This is a genomic window from Bacillus sp. PS237, from assembly GCF_037963345.1.
GTDB classification, from domain to species: Bacteria; Bacillota; Bacilli; order Bacillales; family Bacillaceae; genus Bacillus; species Bacillus subtilis.
This window is the reverse complement of sequence record NZ_CP150156.1, coordinates 2,976,288-2,992,462: the sequence shown is the minus strand read 5'-3', so window position 1 is coordinate 2,992,462 and position 16,175 is coordinate 2,976,288. Positions and strand designations below refer to the sequence as shown.

At 45.5% G+C, this 16,175-nt stretch carries 16 protein-coding genes; 13 read left to right on the top strand and 3 right to left on the bottom strand.

All coding sequences use genetic code 11. The features are described 5' to 3' along the window. Positions 1-18 precede the first annotated feature (18 nt). The 4 genes from NST22_RS15580 (at position 19) to NST22_RS15565 (ending at position 5,070) form a co-directional block, all read left to right on the top strand. Positions 19-933: a hypothetical protein gene (locus NST22_RS15580; protein WP_003229241.1), complete on the top strand. Its 915-nt coding sequence runs from the start codon at positions 19-21 to the stop codon at positions 931-933. A 48-nt stretch (positions 934-981) separates the two neighbouring features. Further along, complete coding sequence (locus tag NST22_RS15575; protein ID WP_003229243.1) at positions 982-1,911, top strand: diacylglycerol kinase family lipid kinase; 930 nt, start codon at positions 982-984, stop codon at positions 1,909-1,911. A gap of 25 nt (positions 1,912-1,936) precedes the next feature. Further along, a complete protein-coding gene (gene pulA / locus NST22_RS15570) occupies positions 1,937-4,093 on the top strand; it encodes a type I pullulanase (protein WP_003229246.1) in 2,157 nt (718 codons plus the stop codon). A gap of 179 nt (positions 4,094-4,272) precedes the next feature. Beyond that, the gene (locus NST22_RS15565) at positions 4,273-5,070 is read left to right on the top strand and encodes a phosphotransferase family protein (protein WP_009967993.1); all 798 of its coding nucleotides are present in this window, start codon (positions 4,273-4,275) and stop codon (positions 5,068-5,070) included. On the opposite strand, the gene NST22_RS15560 is transcribed toward NST22_RS15565, so the two are convergent. Continuing rightward, positions 5,071-5,349: a YtzH-like family protein gene (locus tag NST22_RS15560; RefSeq protein WP_003237926.1), complete on the bottom strand. Its 279-nt coding sequence runs from the start codon at positions 5,347-5,349 to the stop codon at positions 5,071-5,073. It abuts the gene before it with no gap. Between the two features lie 206 nt (positions 5,350-5,555). Between NST22_RS15560 and trmB the strand changes: the two genes are divergently transcribed. From trmB to NST22_RS15545, 3 genes are all read left to right on the top strand, one after another. Continuing rightward, entirely contained in the window at positions 5,556-6,197 is a 642-nt protein-coding gene (gene trmB, locus NST22_RS15555) for a tRNA (guanosine(46)-N7)-methyltransferase TrmB (RefSeq protein WP_004398646.1), read from the top strand. A 70-nt stretch (positions 6,198-6,267) separates the two neighbouring features. Then, complete coding sequence (locus NST22_RS15550) at positions 6,268-7,113, top strand: MBL fold metallo-hydrolase (protein ID WP_003246020.1); 846 nt, start codon at positions 6,268-6,270, stop codon at positions 7,111-7,113. A gap of 81 nt (positions 7,114-7,194) precedes the next feature. After that, the gene (locus tag NST22_RS15545; RefSeq protein WP_003229258.1) at positions 7,195-8,895 is read left to right on the top strand and encodes an NAD-dependent malic enzyme; all 1,701 of its coding nucleotides are present in this window, start codon (positions 7,195-7,197) and stop codon (positions 8,893-8,895) included. A 52-nt stretch (positions 8,896-8,947) separates the two neighbouring features. On the opposite strand, the gene NST22_RS15540 is transcribed toward NST22_RS15545, so the two are convergent. Next, entirely contained in the window at positions 8,948-9,265 is a 318-nt protein-coding gene (locus tag NST22_RS15540; protein ID WP_003229259.1) for a PepSY domain-containing protein, read from the bottom strand. Between the two features lie 158 nt (positions 9,266-9,423). Between NST22_RS15540 and NST22_RS15535 the strand changes: the two genes are divergently transcribed. After that, complete coding sequence (locus tag NST22_RS15535) at positions 9,424-10,497, top strand: M42 family metallopeptidase (RefSeq protein WP_003229261.1); 1,074 nt, start codon at positions 9,424-9,426, stop codon at positions 10,495-10,497. Between the two features lie 54 nt (positions 10,498-10,551). Here NST22_RS15535 and NST22_RS15530 read toward each other — a convergent pair whose 3' ends face one another. Beyond that, a complete protein-coding gene (locus tag NST22_RS15530; RefSeq protein ID WP_003229263.1) occupies positions 10,552-10,998 on the bottom strand; it encodes a YtoQ family protein in 447 nt (148 codons plus the stop codon). A 79-nt stretch (positions 10,999-11,077) separates the two neighbouring features. Between NST22_RS15530 and NST22_RS15525 the strand changes: the two genes are divergently transcribed. From NST22_RS15525 to sftA, 5 genes are all read left to right on the top strand, one after another. Beyond that, entirely contained in the window at positions 11,078-11,194 is a 117-nt protein-coding gene (locus tag NST22_RS15525) for a hypothetical protein (protein WP_004399150.1), read from the top strand. A gap of 38 nt (positions 11,195-11,232) precedes the next feature. Beyond that, positions 11,233-11,556 carry a thioredoxin family protein gene (locus tag NST22_RS15520; protein WP_003229265.1) on the top strand — a complete coding sequence of 108 codons (324 nt, stop codon included), beginning with the start codon at positions 11,233-11,235 and terminating at the stop codon, positions 11,554-11,556. A gap of 14 nt (positions 11,557-11,570) precedes the next feature. Beyond that, entirely contained in the window at positions 11,571-12,380 is an 810-nt protein-coding gene (locus tag NST22_RS15515) for a DUF1444 domain-containing protein (protein WP_009967991.1), read from the top strand. Positions 12,381-12,395: 15 nt separating this feature from the next. Then, the gene (ytpR, locus tag NST22_RS15510; protein WP_003229269.1) at positions 12,396-13,001 is read left to right on the top strand and encodes a YtpR family tRNA-binding protein; all 606 of its coding nucleotides are present in this window, start codon (positions 12,396-12,398) and stop codon (positions 12,999-13,001) included. Positions 13,002-13,160: 159 nt separating this feature from the next. Next, the gene (gene sftA / locus NST22_RS15505; protein WP_003229272.1) at positions 13,161-16,019 is read left to right on the top strand and encodes a DNA translocase SftA; all 2,859 of its coding nucleotides are present in this window, start codon (positions 13,161-13,163) and stop codon (positions 16,017-16,019) included. Positions 16,020-16,175: the final 156 nt, after the last annotated feature.

Sequence of the window (16,175 nt, the reverse complement as noted above, 5' to 3'; positions counted from 1 at the left end):
CGGAGTGGAGAAACAAACATGGCACAAATCATCAAAATTCATGATTATATATCGAGATATGAGCTTGATCCGTACCATTATATCAACCAGTTTGTACGTTTGAAAAAAGAGCGCTGGCTTTCACTAGTAGAAGCAGCGGAGCGCCAGCATGAAGAAAGGCAAGCCAGTGCTGAAGAACCGGAACCGGTGCAGAAACGAAAAAAATTTTCATTGAAAAGAAGAAAAGAAGAGATAAAAGCCGATATACAAGAAGAGAGACACCAATGGTTTGAGGACGAAGAAGATATTCATGTAAGGCTCCCGAAGAGCAGGGTGGCGCTTGCTTCTTTTTATAAAAGGCATTTATATGATTTTCAGCTCAAATGGGCAAGCTCTACTCTTTCAGAAATATCTCAACTCTCAAACCAAGTGAAGCAGGACCGCATTTTGCGTTATCTGACCCAGCAGCTGCCTGATTCTTATTTTATTATGTATAAGCCTGTGCTGAAAATTCAGCAGGCGGCGGTTGAATTAAGCATTGTGATTATTTCTCCTCTGGAAATTTATTGCGTTTCTTTTTTAGAGGCTGAGGAAGACAGTGTCTACATAGGGTCTAAAAATCGTTTTTGGGACAAGAAAACAGCCTCTCAGACTGCATCAGTGTTAAATCCAGGGCTTAGCCTGTTTCGTACGGACTCGGTTGTGTCAAAGATCGTAAAGGAAAAACAGGCTGAGATTCCGGTTCGAAAATTGCTTCTGAGCAGAACGTCGTACATCGATTACCCGGAGCCGCCATACGGCTTAGAAATAGCGGATAAGCGGAGCGCGGAAGAATGGATTGAGCGGCAGAAGAAAAACACTGCTCCGATCAAACATCATCAGGTAAAGGCTGCAAAGGCTCTATTGTCTTACTGCATGTCTGACTCCTATCGCAGACAGGAGTGGCTGGAGTAAAAGAGAACGATTTGAGCGGTTTTCTCATAACATAAGCAGGTGAGAAAGATGAGCCATTGGTTTTTTATTATTAATCCGACAGCAGGACATCGAAACGGCCTGCGTGTTTGGAAGTCCATTCAAAAAGAATTGATCAAACGAAAGGTTGAGCACCGTTCATTTTTAACTGAACATCCGGGACACGCCGAGGTGCTCGCCAGACAGATTTCAACGATACAGGAATATAAGCTGAAGCGCCTGATCGTCATTGGCGGAGACGGAACCATGCATGAAGTTGTCAACGGGCTGAAAGATGTTGACGATATTGAGCTGAGCTTTGTGCCGGCGGGCGCGTATAATGATTTTTCGCGAGGGTTCTCTATTAAAAAAATCGATCTGATACAGGAAATCAAGAAGGTAAAGCGCCCGTTAACAAGAACCTTTCATTTAGGGAGCGTCAATTTCCTTCAGGATAAATCACAGATTCTTTATTTTATGAATCATATCGGGATCGGGTTTGACGCATATGTCAATAAAAAGGCGATGGAATTTCCGTTGAGACGGGTTTTTCTTTTTCTCCGCCTTCGATTTCTTGTGTATCCGCTTTCTCATTTGCACGCTTCGGCAACCTTTAAGCCGTTTACATTAGCTTGTACGACGGAAGACGAGACGCGCGAATTTCATGATGTCTGGTTTGCCGTTGTATCCAACCATCCGTTTTACGGGGGAGGCATGAAGGCGGCGCCCCTAGCAAATCCGCGCGAGAAGACATTTGATATCGTAATCGTTGAAAACCAGCCGTTTTTGAAAAAATATTGGCTTTTATGTCTCATGGCATTTGGAAAACATACAAAGATGGATGGCGTTACGATGTTTAAAGCGAAGGACATTACATTTTACACGAAGGACAAAATCCCGTTCCATGCTGACGGAGAAATCATGGGCACTACCCCGTTTCGTCTGGCATCTAGTCCTTCACCCCTAAGAATCAAAACATAAACGTGTTTGGAGGAGAGAGCTTCCGATGGTCAGCATCCGCCGCAGCTTCGAAGCGTATGTCGATGACATGAATATCATTACTGTTCTGATTCCTGCTGAACAAAAGGAAATCATGACACCGCCGTTTCGGCTTGAGACAGAAATAACAGATTTTCCTCTGGCTGTCAGGGAGGAATACTCCCTTGAAGCAAAATACAAGTACGTCTGCGTATCCGACCATCCTGTGACATTTGGAAAAATCCATTGCGTCAGAGCATCCAGCGGCCACAAAACGGATCTCCAAATTGGCGCGGTCATCCGGACGGCAGCGTTTGATGACGAATTTTATTATGACGGAGAGCTGGGCGCCGTTTATACCGCGGATCATACCGTATTTAAAGTATGGGCGCCTGCTGCAACCTCAGCTGCTGTCAAGCTTTCACACCCCAATAAAAGCGGGCGCACATTCCAAATGACTCGCTTGGAAAAAGGCGTCTATGCCGTTACGGTCACAGGTGACCTTCACGGATATGAGTATTTGTTTTGCATCTGCAACAATTCAGAATGGATGGAAACAGTTGACCAGTATGCCAAGGCTGTGACTGTAAATGGAGAGAAGGGCGTCGTCTTGCGCCCGGATCAAATGAAATGGACTGCTCCTCTTAAACCATTCTCACACCCTGTGGATGCCGTCATCTATGAGACGCATCTTCGCGACTTCTCCATCCATGAAAACAGCGGCATGATAAACAAGGGAAAATACTTAGCGCTGACGGAAACTGATACACAAACCGCAAATGGCAGTTCTTCGGGATTAGCGTATGTAAAAGAGCTTGGTGTGACACATGTGGAGCTTCTGCCGGTGAATGATTTTGCCGGAGTTGATGAAGAGAAGCCGCTTGATGCATACAATTGGGGATATAACCCGCTTCATTTCTTTGCCCCGGAGGGAAGCTATGCCTCAAATCCTCATGATCCTCAAACGAGAAAAACAGAGCTGAAACAAATGATCAATACCCTGCATCAGCACGGTCTGCGAGTCATTCTGGATGTTGTTTTTAACCATGTGTATAAGAGGGAGAATTCCCCCTTTGAAAAGACAGTGCCCGGTTATTTTTTCCGGCACGACGAATGTGGGATGCCATCAAACGGCACCGGCGTTGGCAATGATATTGCATCAGAAAGAAGGATGGCAAGAAAATTCATTGCGGATTGCGTGGTCTATTGGCTTGAAGAATACAATGTTGACGGCTTCCGCTTTGATCTCCTCGGGATTTTAGATATTGACACCGTGCTTTATATGAAAGAGAAAGCAACTAAGGCAAAGCCCGGAATCCTGCTTTTTGGAGAAGGGTGGGACCTGGCTACACCGCTGCCGCATGAACAGAAAGCTGCTTTGGCGAACGCGCCAAGAATGCCGGGCATCGGCTTTTTTAATGATATGTTTCGTGACGCTGTAAAAGGGAACACCTTTCACCTTAAGGCAACAGGGTTTGCGCTCGGCAACGGTGAATCAGCACAAGCTGTGATGCATGGAATTGCCGGGTCTTCCGGATGGAAGGCATTAGCACCGATTGTTCCGGAACCAAGCCAGTCCATCAATTATGTCGAATCACACGACAATCACACCTTTTGGGATAAAATGAGCTTTGCGCTTCCTCAAGAAAATGACAGCCGAAAGCGAAGCAGGCAAAGGCTTGCAGCCGCGATTATTTTGCTTGCCCAAGGGGTGCCGTTTATTCACAGCGGCCAGGAATTTTTCCGGACGAAGCAGGGAGTGGAAAACAGCTATCAATCCAGTGACAGCATCAACCAGCTCGACTGGGATCGCCGTGAAACATTCAAAGAAGATGTTCACTATATCCGCAGGCTGATCTCGCTGAGAAAAGCGCATCCTGCATTCCGTCTTAGGTCCGCTGCAGACATCCAGCGCCATCTTGAATGCTTGACGCTAAAAGAACACCTTATCGCATACAGGCTTTATGATCTTGACGAGGTTGACGAATGGAAAGATATCATTGTTATCCATCACGCGAGTCCAGACTCCGTCGAGTGGAGGCTGCCAAACGACATACCTTATCGGCTTTTATGTGATCCATCAGGATTTCAGGAAGACCCAACAGAAATCAAGAAAACGGTTGCAGTAAACGGCATCGGAACGGTTATCTTATATTTAGCATCAGATCTTAAGAGTTTTGCTTGACGAAGTTTGTGCTATAGCGCTAAAATTTAAAGGACGGCTATTGATTAGCATATGAGACTCTCAATAGCTGTCTTTTTTATTTTTATACGATTCGTACGAAAAAGGCATTCGCTGGATAGACTAGAAACGATTAGCCTTAATTCTAAAATATTTTAAGAAATGATGGGTTGAACATTGATATGAACTGGTTGGGACAATTACTAGGTAGCGATTGGGAGATCTTCCCCGCCGGAGGAGCTACAGGAGATGCATATTATGCGAAACATAACGGGCAGCAGCTTTTTTTAAAACGTAATAGCTCACCTTTTTTAGCTGTTTTATCCGCCGAAGGCATTGTTCCGAAGCTGGTTTGGACAAAACGGATGGAAAATGGGGACGTCATTACGGCCCAGCACTGGATGACCGGCAGAGAGCTGAAGCCTAAAGACATGAGCGGACGGCCCGTTGCTGAATTGCTTCGTAAAATACACACATCAAAAGCCTTGCTGGACATGCTGAAGAGACTTGGAAAAGAACCGCTGAACCCGGGGGCTCTTTTGTCTCAGCTGAAGCAGGCTGTATTTGCTGTGCAGCAATCTTCGCCGCTGATTCAAGAAGGGATCAAGTATTTGGAAGAACACCTGCATGAAGTGCATTTCGGTGAGAAAGTCGTTTGCCATTGTGATGTCAATCATAATAACTGGCTATTGTCTGAAGACAACCAGCTGTATTTAATTGACTGGGACGGCGCCATGATCGCTGATCCGGCGATGGACCTCGGGCCTTTGCTGTACCACTACGTCGAAAAGCCAGCTTGGGAGAGCTGGCTGAGCATGTACGGCATAGAGCTGACAGAAAGCCTTCGGTTGCGAATGGCTTGGTATGTGTTATCTGAAACAATTACTTTCATTGCCTGGCATAAAGCAAAAGGCAATGATAAGGAATTTCATGATGCAATGGAAGAGCTGCATATCCTCATGAAACGAATTGTTGATTAATCAGGAATACGAATCCATTTGCTCTACCCATTGAGACAGGCTGTTCTGATGCTCTTGTATGTGTGAGTCGATGGATTTGGACGATATTCCTGATTGGCTGTAGCGGTAAACATCTTCAAGCACGTTTTTGAAATTTGAATCAAGCTCGGTGTTTGCCATCAGTGATTTAATCACACGCTCAAGCTGCTCGTACTCTGCGACTGTTCCGCAGCAGTCCAATTGATGGTCAGTCAATATATCCTTCAATAAATGAACTTGATGCTCATAATGTAAACCCATAACGGTACACATCCCTTCAGTATCATACGGGTTAAATTGTTCAAAACAGAGCGTTTTTATACATGGGAAAGGAGTGTTCCAGCAGACGGGACCCTCTTTTTTTATGCGCTCGGCCTTAAGAGAGATACACTGGAAAAACGAGCTTGCGGGTCTTTTTAATTCATGGTATGTTGTTAGTCGAAATAATAGATAGAGGTGTCAATCATATGAGAATGCGCCACAAGCCTTGGGCTGATGACTTTTTGGCTGAAAACGCAGATATTGCCATCAGCAATCCTGCTGATTATAAAGGGAAATGGAACACAGTGTTTGGCAACGACAATCCGATCCATATCGAGGTTGGTACAGGAAAAGGCCAATTTATTTCTGGTATGGCCAAACAAAATCCCGACATCAATTATATTGGTATTGAGTTATTTAAAAGCGTCATCGTGACAGCCGTCCAAAAAGTAAAAGACAGCGAAGCGCAGAATGTAAAGCTTCTGAATATAGATGCGGACACGCTGACGGATGTGTTTGAGCCGGGGGAAGTGAAACGGGTCTACTTGAACTTTTCTGATCCTTGGCCGAAGAAACGGCATGAAAAACGCCGCCTGACATATTCCCACTTCCTCAAAAAATATGAAGAAGTAATGGGCAAAGGCGGATCGATTCATTTTAAAACGGACAACCGAGGTTTATTTGAGTACTCTTTGAAGAGCTTCTCTGAGTACGGCCTCCTGCTGACATACGTCAGTCTCGATTTGCATAACAGCAATCTGGAAGGCAATATTATGACAGAATATGAAGAAAAATTCTCTGCACTCGGCCAGCCGATCTATCGGGCTGAGGTTGAATGGAGAACGTAAAGACAGACTCTGACAGGAGTCTGTTTTTTTTATGGGCCGTTTGCTACCATGATGATAGGGGGGGGTGAAAATGGAAACAATGAAAATTGGAAACATCACGTTGACCTGGCTTGACGGAGGCGTGACGCATATGGACGGAGGCGCCATGTTCGGCGTTGTGCCAAAGCCGCTTTGGTCTAAAAAATATCCAGTCAATGAAAAAAACCAGATTGAACTAAGAACAGACCCTATTTTGATTCAAAAGGATGGGCTCAATATCATCATTGACGCCGGAATTGGGTACGGCAAGCTGACTGATAAACAAAAACGAAACTATGGCGTGACACAAGAGTCGAATGTGAAACCCTCATTAGCTGCACTCGGATTAACGGTTGCCGATATAGATGTGATCGCAATGACACACCTTCATTTTGATCATGCATGCGGTTTAACGGAATATGAAGGTGAACGGCTCGTCTCTGTCTTTCCGAATGCAGTGATTTATACATCAGCTGTTGAATGGGACGAAATGCGCCATCCGAATATCAGGTCGAAAAATACGTATTGGAAAGAAAATTGGGAGGCTGTAGCTGGCCAAGTCAAAACCTTTGAAGACACCTTAACGATCACAGAGGGTATTACAATGCATCACACCGGAGGCCATAGCGACGGACACAGTGTCCTGATATGCGAGGATGCGGGTGAAACTGCCGTACATATGGCAGATCTGATGCCGACACATGCCCACCGCAATCCGCTATGGGTGCTGGCTTACGATGATTATCCGATGACCTCTATCCCGCAAAAGCAGAAATGGCAGGCGTTCGCAGCAGAAAAAGATGCTTGGTTTATTTTTTACCATGATGCCGAGTATCGCGCCCTTCAATGGGAGGAGGACGGAAGCATCAAAAAGTCAGTTAAGCGAATGAAGCGATAGCATATTTTTATGTTTACCCTGCATGTTTTCCGGCTAATAATGCAAACCTAGTACTATTATGCTCAGAAAGGAAGAGGCAGGGTGAAACAATTCAGAGTAACAAACGAAGGAGACATTCAAACAACATTAAGAGGCCTTGAAGTGCTCTCTGTTCCTTTTTTGAACAAAGGTGTTGCTTTTACTGAGGAAGAAAGAAAAGAACTTGGTTTAAAAGGCTTTCTGCCGCCCAAGGTATTAACAATTGATGATCAGGCGAAAAGAGCGTATGAACAATATTCCGCACAGCCTGACGATTTGAGCAAAAATGTCTATTTAACGGCGCTGCACGATCGGAATGAAACGCTGTTTTACCGCCTGTTAAATGACCATTTAGGGGAAATGCTCCCGATTGTCTACACACCGACAGTCGGAACGGCAATTCAGAGATACAGCCATGAATACAGAAAACCACGAGGGCTCTATCTGTCAATCGATGACCCGGACGGTATGAAAGAAGCTTTTAAACAGTATAAAGATCAAAGCGATACGATCGATTTAATTGTTGCAACTGATGCGGAAGGAATTTTAGGAATCGGTGACTGGGGCGTCGGAGGAATCGCAATTTCTATTGGCAAGCTGGCGGTTTATACAGCGGCTGCGGGCATTGATCCGAGCAGAGTGCTGGCTGTTGTTTTAGATGCGGGGACAAATCAGGAGAGCCTCTTGAACGACCCGCTTTATGTCGGCAACCAGCATTCCAGAGTGCGCGGGGAACGTTATGACCAATTTATTGACGACTACGTTGCGCTGGCGAGAGAAACATTTCCGAATGCATTGCTGCATTGGGAGGATTTCGGGGCGAAAAACGCGCGAAGCATTTTGAAACGCTATAAAGATAAAGTGTGTACCTTCAATGATGATATCCAAGGAACTGGCGCTGTTTCTTTGGCCGCAGTCTTATCCTGTGCAAAAGCGTCTAAAGTTCCGCTGAGAGATCACAGAGTTGTTATATTCGGAGCGGGAACGGCAGGAATCGGAATTGCCGAACAGCTGCGGGAAGCATTGGTGCGCGAGGGACTGAGTGAAGAAGAATCATACAAGCGCTTCTGGTGCATAGACAGGAACGGGCTGTTAACAGATGATATGGATCAGCTTCTTGATTTCCAAAAGCCGTATGCCCGTTCGGCTGATGAAGTGAAGGATTATCAGCGGAACGGAGACGGCGGAGGCATTGATCTTCTTGAAGTGGTTCGGCAGGCGAAACCGACGATCCTGATCGGCACATCTACGGTTTCCGGCGCTTTCACTGAAGAAATTGTAAAAGAAATGGCGTCACATGTGAAACGGCCGGCGATTTTGCCAATGTCAAATCCGACAACTCTTTCTGAAGCAAAGCCGGAGGATTTAATCGAATGGACAGAAGGCCGTGCGCTGATCACGACAGGAAGCCCGTTCCCGCCAGTTGAATATAACGGAGTTACGTATCATATCGGGCAGGCAAACAACGCGCTTGTCTTCCCTGGTCTCGGTCTTGGAACGATTGTTACAAAATCAAAATTAATTACCGACGGCATGTTTGAAGCATGTGCCCGGGCAATCGCAGGTATGGTCAATGTCGGGGTGCCTGGGGCGCCGATGCTTCCAAAAGTTGAAGATTTGCGCACTGTTTCGGCAACCGTTGCTGTTGAAGTTGCAAAAACCGCAATGAAGGAAGGCGTCGCTACGGAAGAGCCTGAAGACATTATACAGGCAGTGCAGGATGCGATGTGGTATCCGGTATACAAACCGATTCGCGCGATATAATAAAAAAGAGCCGCTGCATAGGCAGCGGCTTCTATTTTTTGCTTGTCCGGTGTTAAGAGGCGATTGTATCAATGACATCAACAATTTCTCCCGTTTTCGCATCCACCATGACTTCATACTGTTCTAATTCTCCGAAAGCTGATCGTGTAATGCCGGTTTTGTATACCTGTACCGTTTCTCCGTTAATATTGTAGGGCTCCGGCTGGGTGTAAATCCATGATCCGTCAATCGGGCCCCGCTGCTTAAAAGCAGATTTTACAATTCGAAGCGCTTTTTCTGAAGAAATATAAGGCTTCATCACATATTGTCTCACAACGACAGCCGTACAAATTCCAAGTCCTGCTCCTAAAAGAAGATGACGCAATTTCAAAATAAAGCACCTCCTGGTTGATCGTACTTTTCATTATACAGAAACAGCCAAATCCTGTTAAGCAATACGCGGCTGATCGAGCAGATTGGGTCAGAGTGCTTGGAAAACTTCATTGTTTCTAATAAAATAAAAGGACTACATAGAAATGAGGGGAAAACATGAATCAAGAAACGAAAGCGCTTTTCCAAACACTGACGCAGCTTCCCGGCGCGCCGGGCAATGAGCATCAGGTTCGTGCTTTTATGAAGCAGGAGCTAGCCAAATATGCAGATGACATCGTTCAGGACAGACTGGGAAGTGTTTTCGGAGTCAGACGAGGCGCAGAGGACGCACCGAGAATTATGGTAGCCGGGCACATGGACGAAGTCGGCTTCATGGTGACATCCATTACAGACAACGGGCTGCTCAGATTCCAGACGCTCGGAGGCTGGTGGAGCCAAGTTTTGCTTGCGCAGCGGGTTGAAATTCAAACAGATAACGGGCCGGTTCCGGGTGTGATTTCAAGCATACCGCCGCATTTATTGACAGATGCGCAGCGAAACCGACCGATGGATATCAAAAACATGATGATCGACATTGGAGCGGATGATAAGGAAGACGCCATCAAAATCGGCATTAGACCGGGACAGCAGATCGTGCCTGTTTGTCCGTTTACGACGATGGCGAATGAAAAGAAAATTTTATCAAAAGCATGGGATAACAGATATGGATGCGGCTTAAGCATTGAACTTCTGAAGGAATTACACGGTAAAGAGCTTCCGAATACACTCTATGCGGGTGCAACGGTTCAGGAAGAAGTAGGGCTAAGGGGCGCGCAGACGGCTTCTCATATGATTAAACCGGACTTGTTTTTCGCCCTTGACGCCAGCCCGGCAAACGATATGAGCGGAGACAAAAATGAATTCGGCCAGCTTGGAAAAGGCTTTTTGCTGCGCATTCTTGACAGAACGACAGTCATGCATCGCGGAATGAGGGAATTCGTTCTTGATATGGCTGAAACGCATGATATTCCATATCAATATTTTGTATCCGGCGGGGGAACAGACGCAGGCAAGGTTCATATTTCGAACAGCGGTGTGCCGTCAGCGGTTATCGGAATATGTTCCCGCTATATTCATACAAACGCTACTATCATTCATATTGATGATTATGCTGCTGCTAAAGAAATGCTCATCAAACTTGTAACAGCCTGCGATAAGCAGACAGTGGATGCGATTAAAGAAAATATGTAGGTTTCATAAAAGCTTGTTGAACGAGCAGTAAGCCCGGATCGACAAGCTTTTTTCTTATTCTGTTTCAAATAGATAGGAAAGGGCCTTAATGGCTTGGTTAACGGTTTCAACCGTAATATTCGCTTTATTGGAAAGCTCTTTTAAAGGATGGTGGAGCGATTCCGGCCGGATGATAATCAGGGGTTTTCCTTTTGCGATCGCATATGATGCATCCATTGCCGTGTTCCACTGTTTGTACTTTTCGCCAAACAGGGCGATCACAAAGTCTGCTTTATTCATCAGGACGGCGGTTCTGAAGTTGTTGATGTCAGAGGCTTTGTCATCCTTTAAAACGGCATTTGGCTGTACGCCCATAATTTCTTCACCAATATTGTCTGAGCGGTCATGATTCTCCATCGGGCCAACAAACGTAATCGGGAGCTTCAGTGATTTTGTTTTTTCTTTAATTTCCTCGCGCCAATTGCTGTGGATTTCTCCTGCTAAATAGACGATAAACTCCATAATAAAAATCCCTCCTTATGTATATCCATCTGTAAATTTCACCCTCATGTACACGATGTTAAACGAAACGAGCTTGATAATGCAAATAAAATATGATAATGATAATGGGAAAGCCAATCTTACATATTCATTCGTTGCATATAAGTGGTTTTGCCTCAAGCAGTTTGGTATGATCCAAATGGACGAGTATCGATAAAAAACATGTAAGAACATAAACAACTGGAGGGATATGAAATGAAAAAAATTGAATCAACTCAAGAGCTGGAAAAAGCGGTAAAGGATGATTGGTCTGTATTTATGTTTTCGGCCGATTGGTGCCCGGATTGCCGTTTTGTAGAGCCTTTCCTGCCTGAACTGGAAGCGAATTTCCCTGAATTCACCTACTACTACGTAGACCGTGACAAATTCATTGATACATGTGCAGAGTGGGAAATTTACGGAATCCCAAGCTTTGTGGTGTTTAATGAAGGAAAAGAAGTAAATCGTTTTGTGAGCAAAGACCGCAAAACAAAAGAAGAAATTGAACAGTTTTTAACAGACTCTCTCGCTAAAGCGTAAAGGAGGACATCGGTTTGAAAATGACCTCAAGGAAGCTGTCAGATATACTGAAGCAGCGCCTTCAGCACGAGAATCGCTCCTTTCTGTTTGACAGAGAAAAAGACACCCTCCGTGTTGAGGATCAAACGACTAAAAAAGGGATTACACTCGATTTGCCGCCGATTATTGCAAAATGGGAACTGAAAAAAGACGAAGCCATTGATGAGATCGTGTACTATGTCTCCGAAGCGATGACGGCAATGGAAGGGAAGGCTCAGGAAATGACCGGGAAAGAAACTCGCATTTATCCGGTCATCCGCTCGACTTCCTTCCCGGACAAGTCCAGCGAAGATATCCCGCTCATTTATGACGATCATACCGCAGAGACAAGAATTTATTACGCGCTAGATCTCGGGAAAACCTACCGTTTAATTGACCAGCGCATGCTTGAGAAAGAAAACTGGACAAAAGAGCGGATCAGAGAGACGGCCGCATTTAATCTCCGTTCCCTGCCGACGGTTGTCAAAGAGGATACGGTTGCCGGCAATTACTTTTATTTCTTCAGGGCAAACGACGGATACGACGCAAGCCGGATTTTGAACGAAGCGATCTTAAATGAGTATAAGCAGCATGCAGAAGGTGAGCTGGCGATCTCTGTTCCTCATCAGGACGTTTTGATTCTTGCTGACATCCGGAATGAATCGGGGTATGATATTCTAGGACAAATGTCGATGAGCTTCTTTGCAGGCGGCACCGTCCCGATTACCGCCCTATCATTTTTGTACAATGAAGGAAAGCTGGAACCGGTGTTTATCCTGGCGAAAAGCCGTCCGAAAAAGGATTAGAAAGGATTTTTACTTATGAACGCTTTTTATAATAAAGAAGGTGTGGGAGACACGCTCCTGATCTCTCTTCAAGATGTGACACGCGAACAATTAGGCTATGAAAAACACGGCGACGTCGTCAAAATTTTCAATAACGAAACAAAAGAAACAACGGGCTTCAACATTTTCAATGCGTCTTCTTACTTGACCATTGATGAAAACGGCCCTGTTGCGCTCTCAGAAACATTCGTGCAAGATGTGAATGAGATTTTAAACAGAAACGGCGTTGAAGAAACATTAGTCGTTGATTTATCTCCGAAGTTTGTTGTGGGTTATGTAGAATCAAAAGAAAAACATCCGAATGCGGATAAATTAAGCGTATGTAAAGTCAACGTAGGAGAAGAAACGCTTCAGATCGTCTGCGGCGCGCCTAACGTTGACCAAGGCCAAAAAGTTGTCGTTGCCAAAGTCGGTGCTGTGATGCCTAGCGGACTTGTCATTAAGGATGCAGAGCTTCGTGGCGTTCCGTCAAGCGGGATGATCTGCTCAGCGAAAGAGCTTGATTTGCCGGATGCCCCTGCTGAAAAAGGAATCCTTGTGTTAGAAGGAGACTATGAGGCGGGAGACGCATTTCAGTTTTAGACTCCCATAAATCCGCCAAAAAAAACGAATCATGTGAAAAGCCGCTAAGCCCTTGTTTAGCGGCTTTGTTTCTGCTGATAGCTTAATCTTTTCTGGGCCGACCAGCAGTGGTATACTAAAAACCGTCCCAGAAAACTATAAGGGAGTTAGAGATAAATTATGAGTTGGCTTCATAAATTTTTTGATTTGTTTTTAGGCGAAAGCGAAGAGGATGCTGAACGGGAGACAAAACCCGCTCAAATTCCGCAGCAACAAGAAGTACATCATCCTGAAGGACAATTAAAAAGATTGGAAGATCCTAAAATATATTATGAATATCCAAAAGGCAAATTCCGTTTTCCAGTCGTGCCTGACGGATACAAAAATCATGACCTGAGAAGGCGCCGCACACCATCGGACGAACCGAAATCCGCGCCTCGTCCAAGTGCTGCACCTTACAGAGAGCGTCCCAGAAATGAAGAAGAGCAGCATACATATCAAGCAGCAGAGCCGGCGAAGAAACCGTTTAAACCGACAAATATCCCTTCGCCTGTCTATGGATTCAATCAAAAACCATCTGTTAAAAAGGATGTGCCGAAAAAGCCTTCTGAAACATTGAACGAACCGGATAAATCGGTAAAAGAGAAGGTAACACTGCTGTCAGAAGAGATCGAACGTGAACGCGGCTATCCTGCTTCAGACACACAGGCGCATTCCAAAATAGAAAGTCCTTTCTTCCCGGATACCCAATTTGAAAAACAGCCTTCTGGCGTTTTAAACAGAAAGGATACGGAGCATGATGAGGCGCTGGCGAAACGGCCAGCCGAGCCGTCAGGTAACAAAGTGCCATTTGAGTCAGGCGTTCAACAGCCGGAAAAAGAGGAGCCTTTCTTCCCAGCTGAACAAGCCGAAGAGCAAACACCGCCTGAGATGCTCACAGATACGGCGGCTGAAGGGCTTTCAGACAGTGAAGTAGGCCGCGAAGAGCCTGCAACGGCTGAGGAAGAACAAAGGGAGCAGCAGCCAGAGAAATTTGAAGAGCCTGTTTTCTCCGCTGAACTTGATGAAGAGCAAACAGCTCCTGAATCTCAGACAGAGGCAGTATCTGAGGATGAAAAAGCAAAAGAGCCGTCAGACAGCCCAGTATACAATCATCATGAAAACGCGGCAGAAGGTGCTGAGTCCCCGTTCGTTCAAGAAGAACAAATGGACATTCGTCAGGAAGAGCCTTTATTTACTGATCATGAGTATTCATCAGAGGCTCTGGCTCAAGCAGAAACTGTGGCAAAAGAATCAGAAGAGCCATCAGAAAGCATAATAAATAATCATTATGACACCCTGGGAGAGGCTCAGGAAACGAAGATAGATGTTCAGCCAGACAGCCATACAGAGCTTGAGAAAACTGAACACATGGAGCAGGGTTCCAAATCGTCTACTGCAACTCTTGAAAACCGGCAGGAAATTCGCGCAGACAAACCTCGCGAAGCTTCAGAAGAGCCGAAAAAAAGGCCTGGTGTACAGGAGAAAAGGACTGAACAAAGCGCATCTTCTCAAAAAGGGCCATCCGTTCCTTTTAATGTGATGATGCTGAAAAGAGATACGCATAAACAGCAAAAAGCAGAGGAGCGCCGCGGCAGCTATGTATTTCCGAATGTTGCACTGCTTGATGTCCCGCCAGCGCAGGTTCAAGATGATACTGCGTGGATCGAAGAACAGCGTCAGCTTCTTGATTTGACCTTGAAAAATTTCAATGTCCGCGCCAATGTGGTCCATGTAACCCAGGGTCCGTCTGTCACGAGATTTGAAGTGCATCCTGAACCGGGTGTAAAGGTGAATAAAATCACCAACTTGTCCGATGATATTAAACTCAGTCTCTCAGCTAAAGATATTCGGATTGAAGCGCCGATTCCGGGGAAAAACACGATCGGAATTGAAGTGCCGAACCGCACGAGCAAGGTGGTTGATTTGCGCCAAATGATTCGCAGCTCAGCTTTCAGGACAAGCAAGTCACCGCTCACAGCTGCGCTGGGATTAGATATTTCGGGAAATCCTGTTGTTATCGACTTGAAGAAAATGCCGCATGGCTTGATTGCCGGCGCTACAGGCTCCGGAAAAAGCGTATGCATCAATACAATATTAGTAAGCCTGCTTTATAAAGCTGACCCGAGTGAGGTAAAGGTGCTGCTGATTGATCCGAAAATGGTAGAGCTGGCCCCTTACAATAAAATTCCTCACCTCGTCAGCCCGGTCATTACTGATGCTAAAGCGGCTACGGCTGCTTTGAAATGGGTCGTTGAGGAAATGGAGCGCCGCTATGAGCTTTTTGCCCATTCAGGTGTCCGCGACATTGACCGCTTTAATCAATTAACCGCTGAACACCAAATGGGTGAAAAGCTGCCGTATTTAGTTGTCATTATTGATGAGCTTGCAGATTTGATGATGGTGGCTCCAAACGATGTGGAAGAAAGCATTGCGCGGATCGCCCAAAAAGCCAGAGCGTGCGGTATCCATCTTCTCGTCGCAACTCAGCGTCCGTCAGTCGATGTCATTACAGGTCTGATTAAGGCGAATATCCCAACGAGAATCGCCTTTTCTGTCTCAAGCCAGGTTGATTCCCGAACAATTATTGATATAGCCGGTGCAGAAAAGCTTCTCGGAAAAGGGGATATGCTCTTTTTGGAAAACGGCTCGGGAAAACCGGTTCGTCTGCAAGGTAACTTTGTGTCAGACCGGGAAATCGACCGCGTCGTTTCCCACGTCAGAAGCCAAATGCCGCCGACCTATTTATTTGAACAAGAAGAGCTCGTAAGACAAGGATCTGCCCTGAAAGAAGAGGACGAACTGTTTTACGAAGCGTGTGAGTTTGTTGTAGAGCAAAACAGTGCGAGCACTTCAAGCCTGCAAAGAAGATTCAGAATCGGTTACAATCGTGCGGCAAGGCTGATCGACATGATGGAAGCGGAAGGCATGATCTCTGAGGCAAAAGGAAGCAAGCCTCGAGAGGTGCTGATCACAGCAAGTGATTTAATAAACGAATAATATGGGTTCATTTTCACACCAAACATGGTATGATAGTGTTTAGAGCATTTAACAGCTATGCCGCTTTACAGCAGCTGTGCATAGACAAATCTTGATATCTGGGTTTAATCGGAAAGAAATAACCTGATACTAAACATAACAAAACATATAAAATAC

Coding starts and splice junctions, on each gene's coding strand:
- NST22_RS15580 (WP_003229241.1), top strand. CDS start 19: ATGGCACAAATCATCAAAATTCATGATTATATATCGAGATATGAGCTT.
- NST22_RS15575 (WP_003229243.1), top strand. CDS start 982: ATGAGCCATTGGTTTTTTATTATTAATCCGACAGCAGGACATCGAAAC.
- pulA (WP_003229246.1), top strand. CDS start 1,937: ATGGTCAGCATCCGCCGCAGCTTCGAAGCGTATGTCGATGACATGAAT.
- NST22_RS15565 (WP_009967993.1), top strand. CDS start 4,273: ATGAACTGGTTGGGACAATTACTAGGTAGCGATTGGGAGATCTTCCCC.
- NST22_RS15560 (WP_003237926.1), bottom strand. CDS start 5,349: ATGGGTTTACATTATGAGCATCAAGTTCATTTATTGAAGGATATATTG.
- trmB (WP_004398646.1), top strand. CDS start 5,556: ATGAGAATGCGCCACAAGCCTTGGGCTGATGACTTTTTGGCTGAAAAC.
- NST22_RS15550 (WP_003246020.1), top strand. CDS start 6,268: ATGGAAACAATGAAAATTGGAAACATCACGTTGACCTGGCTTGACGGA.
- NST22_RS15535 (WP_003229261.1), top strand. CDS start 9,424: ATGAATCAAGAAACGAAAGCGCTTTTCCAAACACTGACGCAGCTTCCC.
- NST22_RS15530 (WP_003229263.1), bottom strand. CDS start 10,998: ATGGAGTTTATCGTCTATTTAGCAGGAGAAATCCACAGCAATTGGCGC.
- NST22_RS15525 (WP_004399150.1), top strand. CDS start 11,078: ATGCAAATAAAATATGATAATGATAATGGGAAAGCCAATCTTACATAT.
- NST22_RS15520 (WP_003229265.1), top strand. CDS start 11,233: ATGAAAAAAATTGAATCAACTCAAGAGCTGGAAAAAGCGGTAAAGGAT.
- ytpR (WP_003229269.1), top strand. CDS start 12,396: ATGAACGCTTTTTATAATAAAGAAGGTGTGGGAGACACGCTCCTGATC.
- sftA (WP_003229272.1), top strand. CDS start 13,161: ATGAGTTGGCTTCATAAATTTTTTGATTTGTTTTTAGGCGAAAGCGAA.